Source organism: Nocardia sp. NPDC060220 (genome assembly GCF_042727815.1).
Taxonomy (GTDB): domain Bacteria; phylum Actinomycetota; class Actinomycetes; order Mycobacteriales; family Mycobacteriaceae; genus Nocardia.
The window spans coordinates 1-4,057 of the sequence record NZ_JBHWZY010000642.1 but is presented as its reverse complement, the minus strand read 5'-3'; the positions used below and the strand labels follow the sequence as shown (position 1 = coordinate 4,057).

General features: G+C 67.9%; 4 protein-coding genes. 2 read left to right on the top strand and 2 right to left on the bottom strand.

What is annotated here, in order from left to right; translation table 11 throughout:
- Positions 1-51: 51 nt before the first annotated feature.
- Positions 52-582 (bottom strand): MmpS family transport accessory protein, encoded by a 531-nt coding sequence (locus tag ACFWF3_RS26890; RefSeq protein WP_378627072.1) that lies wholly within the window; start codon positions 580-582, stop codon positions 52-54.
- A gap of 237 nt (positions 583-819) precedes the next feature.
- On the opposite strand from ACFWF3_RS26890, the gene ACFWF3_RS26885 reads away from it, so the two are divergent.
- Positions 820-2,415: an MFS transporter gene (locus ACFWF3_RS26885; protein ID WP_378989090.1), complete on the top strand. Its 1,596-nt coding sequence runs from the start codon at positions 820-822 to the stop codon at positions 2,413-2,415.
- Between the two features lie 34 nt (positions 2,416-2,449).
- The gene (gene secG / locus ACFWF3_RS26880) at positions 2,450-2,683 is read left to right on the top strand and encodes a preprotein translocase subunit SecG (protein ID WP_101468684.1); all 234 of its coding nucleotides are present in this window, start codon (positions 2,450-2,452) and stop codon (positions 2,681-2,683) included.
- Positions 2,684-2,687: 4 nt separating this feature from the next.
- On the opposite strand, the gene ACFWF3_RS26875 is transcribed toward secG, so the two are convergent.
- Positions 2,688-4,057: transketolase C-terminal domain-containing protein (locus tag ACFWF3_RS26875; RefSeq protein ID WP_379316153.1), on the bottom strand; the 1,370-nt coding region annotated here is incomplete at its 5' end.

Sequence of the window (4,057 nt, the reverse complement as noted above, 5' to 3'; positions counted from 1 at the left end):
CCCCGGACATCGCTCGTCGATGCTCGGGGCGGGTCGCGATCCGGCGCGGAACTACTTGCCCGCGTCGCCCGTGCAGCTGGCGCTGGCGAGCTGACCGGTGGCCTGATCCTCGGCGATCACCTTGCCGCCGACCGTGATCTTGCAGGACACCGTTCCGCCGTCGATGCCCGACATGACGCTCAGCGACACGAACTTCACCAGCCCGGTGATCGTCACGTCCTTGGACCACGGCAGCGCGGTATCGGATTCGGTGACCACGTCCAGGCTGCCATCGGTGTAGATGACCGTGGAGGTACCGGTTCCGCCGGCCTGATAGGAGACGGTGACCTCCCGGCTCACCTCGTTCTCGATCTCGTTGGCGACCGTGCCGACGAGCGCGACACATCCGCCGACGACCAGCAGCAGGACCACCAGCACCCCGCCGAGCACCCATGGCCACACCTTCTTCTTGCGCGGCGGCTGCGGGTAACCACCCTGGGGCGGGTAGCCACCTTGCTGCGGGTAGCCACCCGAGGGCTGCTGACCGTAAGGCGGCGGTTGCTGGCCATAAGGCTGCTGCGGATGGCCGGGTGGGACAGTCATGCGAATTTTCCTCCGTGTCGTGCAGGCCCGCCGAACGAAACGGGAGCTCTGTACTGATCGCTCGAAAGCGACCAGAAGATAACACCGCAGCGAAGATTCGCTCTTCTATTGTCTTGCACCACAGTATTTCTGACCGATCACGGGGATCTGTCGCGGAAGCCGTCGCCGCCGTCGTCCCGCTGTGCCGGCACGGAGTGCTGGCCGGGGATCGGCGGTCGCCAGGGATATGCTCGACCGGTGGGCACAGTGGCGGCGGAGCGGATCTCGACCTGGGCTCCGTTGCGTTCACCGGTGTTCCGGGCGCTGTGGATCGCCCAGCTGGTGTCGAATCTGGGCACGTGGATGCAGACGGTCGGCGCGCAGTGGATCCTCGTGGATCAACCGAACGCCGCGGCACTGGTGTCGTTCGTGCAGACCGCGCTCGCCCTGCCGGTGATGTTGCTGTCGATCCCGTCCGGCGTACTGGCCGACCTGGTCGACCGGCGCAGGCTGCTGATCGGCGCACAGACCGGGATGGCGGTCGCCTCGCTCACCCTCACCGTCTTCACCGCCACCGGCCACACCACCCCCGCGGTCCTGCTCAGCCTGCTGTTCCTGCTCGGCTGTGGGCAGGCGCTCACCGCGCCCGCCTGGCAGGCGGTACAGCCCGAGCTGGTGCCCCGCGACCAGATCACCTCGGCGGCGGCGCTGGGCAGCATGAGCGTCAATATCGGCCGAGCCGTCGGGCCCGCGGTGGCGGGCGTGATCGTCTCGATCGCCGGGCCGACCGTGGTGTTCGGGTTCAACACGGTGTCGTTCGTCGGCATCGTCGCGGTGCTGCTGGTGTCGAAGTGGCCGACGCGAACGAGTCCGCTGCCCAGCGAACGGCCCCTCGCCGCATTGCAGGCGGGCACGCGATTCATCCGAGCCGCGCCCGCGATCCGACGGGTGCTGTTCCGCGCGATCCTGTTCATCGCTCCCGCCAGCGCGGTGTGGTCGCTGCTGCCGGTGATCGCCCACGACCGACTCGGCCTGTCGTCCTCCGGCTACGGTCTGCTGCTCGGCGCGCTCGGGCTCGGCGCGGTGTGTGGCGCGCTCGGATTGTCACGCCTGCGGGTCCTGTTCACCCCCACCCAGCGGCTCGCGCTCGCGGCGGTCCTGTTCGGTATGGGTGCGATCGCGACCGCACTGGTCCACCACGTGGTGGTGGTGCTCGTGTTGCTGGTGGGATCCGGTCTCGCGTGGTTGCTGGCGATGGCGACGCTGAACTCGACCATGCAGTTGCTACTGCCCGCCTGGGTGCGCGCCCGTGGGCTGTCGGTGTACATGCTGGTGTTCATGGGTGGGCAGGCCATCGGTTCCCTGCTCTGGGGCCTGGTCGCCGGTGCCTACGGGGCAGTGACGGCACTGTTGATCGCGGCTGCGCTGCTGGCGTGCTGTGCCGTGAGCACCCTGTGGTGGCCGATCCGGCACAACGTCGAGGAGATCGACCTCTCTCCGGCGGCGTTCTGGCCCGAACCGCAACTCGTCGTCGAGCCCGAACCCGAGGACGGCCCCGTCCTGGTGATGCGCGGCTACGACGTGCCGCCCGCCGACGTCGCTGCCTTCACCGACTCGATGGCGCTGGTCGGGCGATCGAGGCAGCGCACGGGCGCGATGGAATGGCGGCTCTACCGCGACGTCGGCACCGTCGACCGGTTCGTCGAAGCCTTCGTCGTGCGGTCCTGGGCCGAGCACATGCACCAGCATCAGGTGCGCCTGACCGCCCGTGACCGGGAAATCGAAGAGACCGTCGCCCAGTACTCCGCAGGCCCCCACACGGTCTCACACCTGGTCGCAGTCGAGCCTGGTTAGACCAGTCGATCCCACACCACCTAGGATGAACCCCATGTCGCTGTTCCTCGATATCCTCCTTGTGATCACCAGCTTGCTGTTGGTGCTGCTGGTGCTGCTGCACCGCGCCAAGGGTGGCGGCTTGTCCAGCCTCTTCGGTGGCGGCGTCCAGTCGAGCCTGTCCGGCTCCACCGTCGTCGAGAAGAACCTCGACCGCATCACCATCTTCGTCGGCATCGTCTGGTTCATCGCGATCCTCGGCATCGGCCTCGAGATCAAGTTCGCCTGACGCGTCAGCTCGACGACACGATTCGTCGGGCCGCTGCTTCGATCGCCGATTCACCGAGCAGGACTGTGTCCGCGGCCGGTCCCAGCGGGATGAAGCTGTCCGCACTGGTGACCCGCGCGAGCGCGCCCTGGTAACCGGCGTCGACAAGCGTCGCGAAAACTGACTCGGAGACTCCTCCGCTGCGCCGGGTCTCGTCGGCGACCAGCACACGGCCGGTGGCTTCGGCGTGGTAGAGCAGGTCGGCGGCCGGTAGGGGATCGAGCCAGCGGAGGTCGAGTACTCGCGTGTGGATTCCCTGGGCGGCAAGGCGATTCGCGGTGCGCAGGCTCATCGGGACGCCGTTGCCGAAGGTGACGATGGTGAGGTCGGTGCCGTCGCCGTAGGTGCGTGCTGTGCCGATCGGGATGTGGTCGGTGGCAGGGGAGGCCAGCCAGGCCTCGTCGTCTGGATGGAGATCTTTCGTGTGGTACAGCGCAATCGGTTCGACGAACACACAGACCCGGCCGTCGACTCGGGCCGCTGAGACGCAGGTGCGCAGCATGTTTGCCGCGTCGTCGGCGCGCGCGGGCACCGCGACGACAACGCCGGGGATATCGCGCAGTGCCGCCAAGGAATTGTCGTTGTGGAAGTGGCCGCCGAAGCCCTTTTGGTAGGCGAGGCCGGCAATGCGTACCACCATCGGATTTCGGTACTGCCCGTTCGAGAAGAATTGGAGGGTGGCCGCTTCGCCGCGGATCTGATCGGCCGCATTGTGGACGTAGGCCAGATACTGGACCTCGGGGATCGGGATGAAGCCGGCCAACCCGGTACCGAGCGCGGTGCCGAGGACGGACTGTTCGTCGAGGAGGGTGTCGAAGACCCGGCGTGCTCCGAAGCGCTTTCTGAGGCCCTTCGTGACCCCGTAGACGCCGCCTTTGCGGCCGACGTCCTCGCCGAACACCAGCACATCGGAGTCTCTGGTGAGGAGTTCGCCGAGTGTGTGGTTGATCGCTTGCGCCAACGTCATCCGGGAGTCGGGCGCAGGAGTCGACGGACCAGGGCGGGTGACGTCCTCGCGGATCGCGGTGGGGTGAATCGGCGCGAGGGGCGCGATCACGGCCGCCGCGGAATCGAGCCGAGCCTCGTGAACCACCTCGTCGGCGGTCTCCCGCACGCGGGCACCGATCCGCTCGTAGCGCTCGAGCAGGTCGCCGGCGTCAGCGGCACCCGCCGCGATCAGATAGCGGGCGGTGCCGAGGAGGGGATCTCGGGCCAGGTCGGCGGCGATATCGGCCGGACCACGGTAGGCGGCCTCGACATCGGACCCGGCATGTCCACCGAGCCGGACGGTGCACAGGTGCAGGAAGACCGGCACCCGCCAGGTTCGTGCCAGAT

Coding starts and splice junctions, on each gene's coding strand:
- secG (WP_101468684.1), top strand. CDS start 2,450: ATGTCGCTGTTCCTCGATATCCTCCTTGTGATCACCAGCTTGCTGTTG.
- ACFWF3_RS26890 (WP_378627072.1), bottom strand. CDS start 582: ATGACTGTCCCACCCGGCCATCCGCAGCAGCCTTATGGCCAGCAACCG.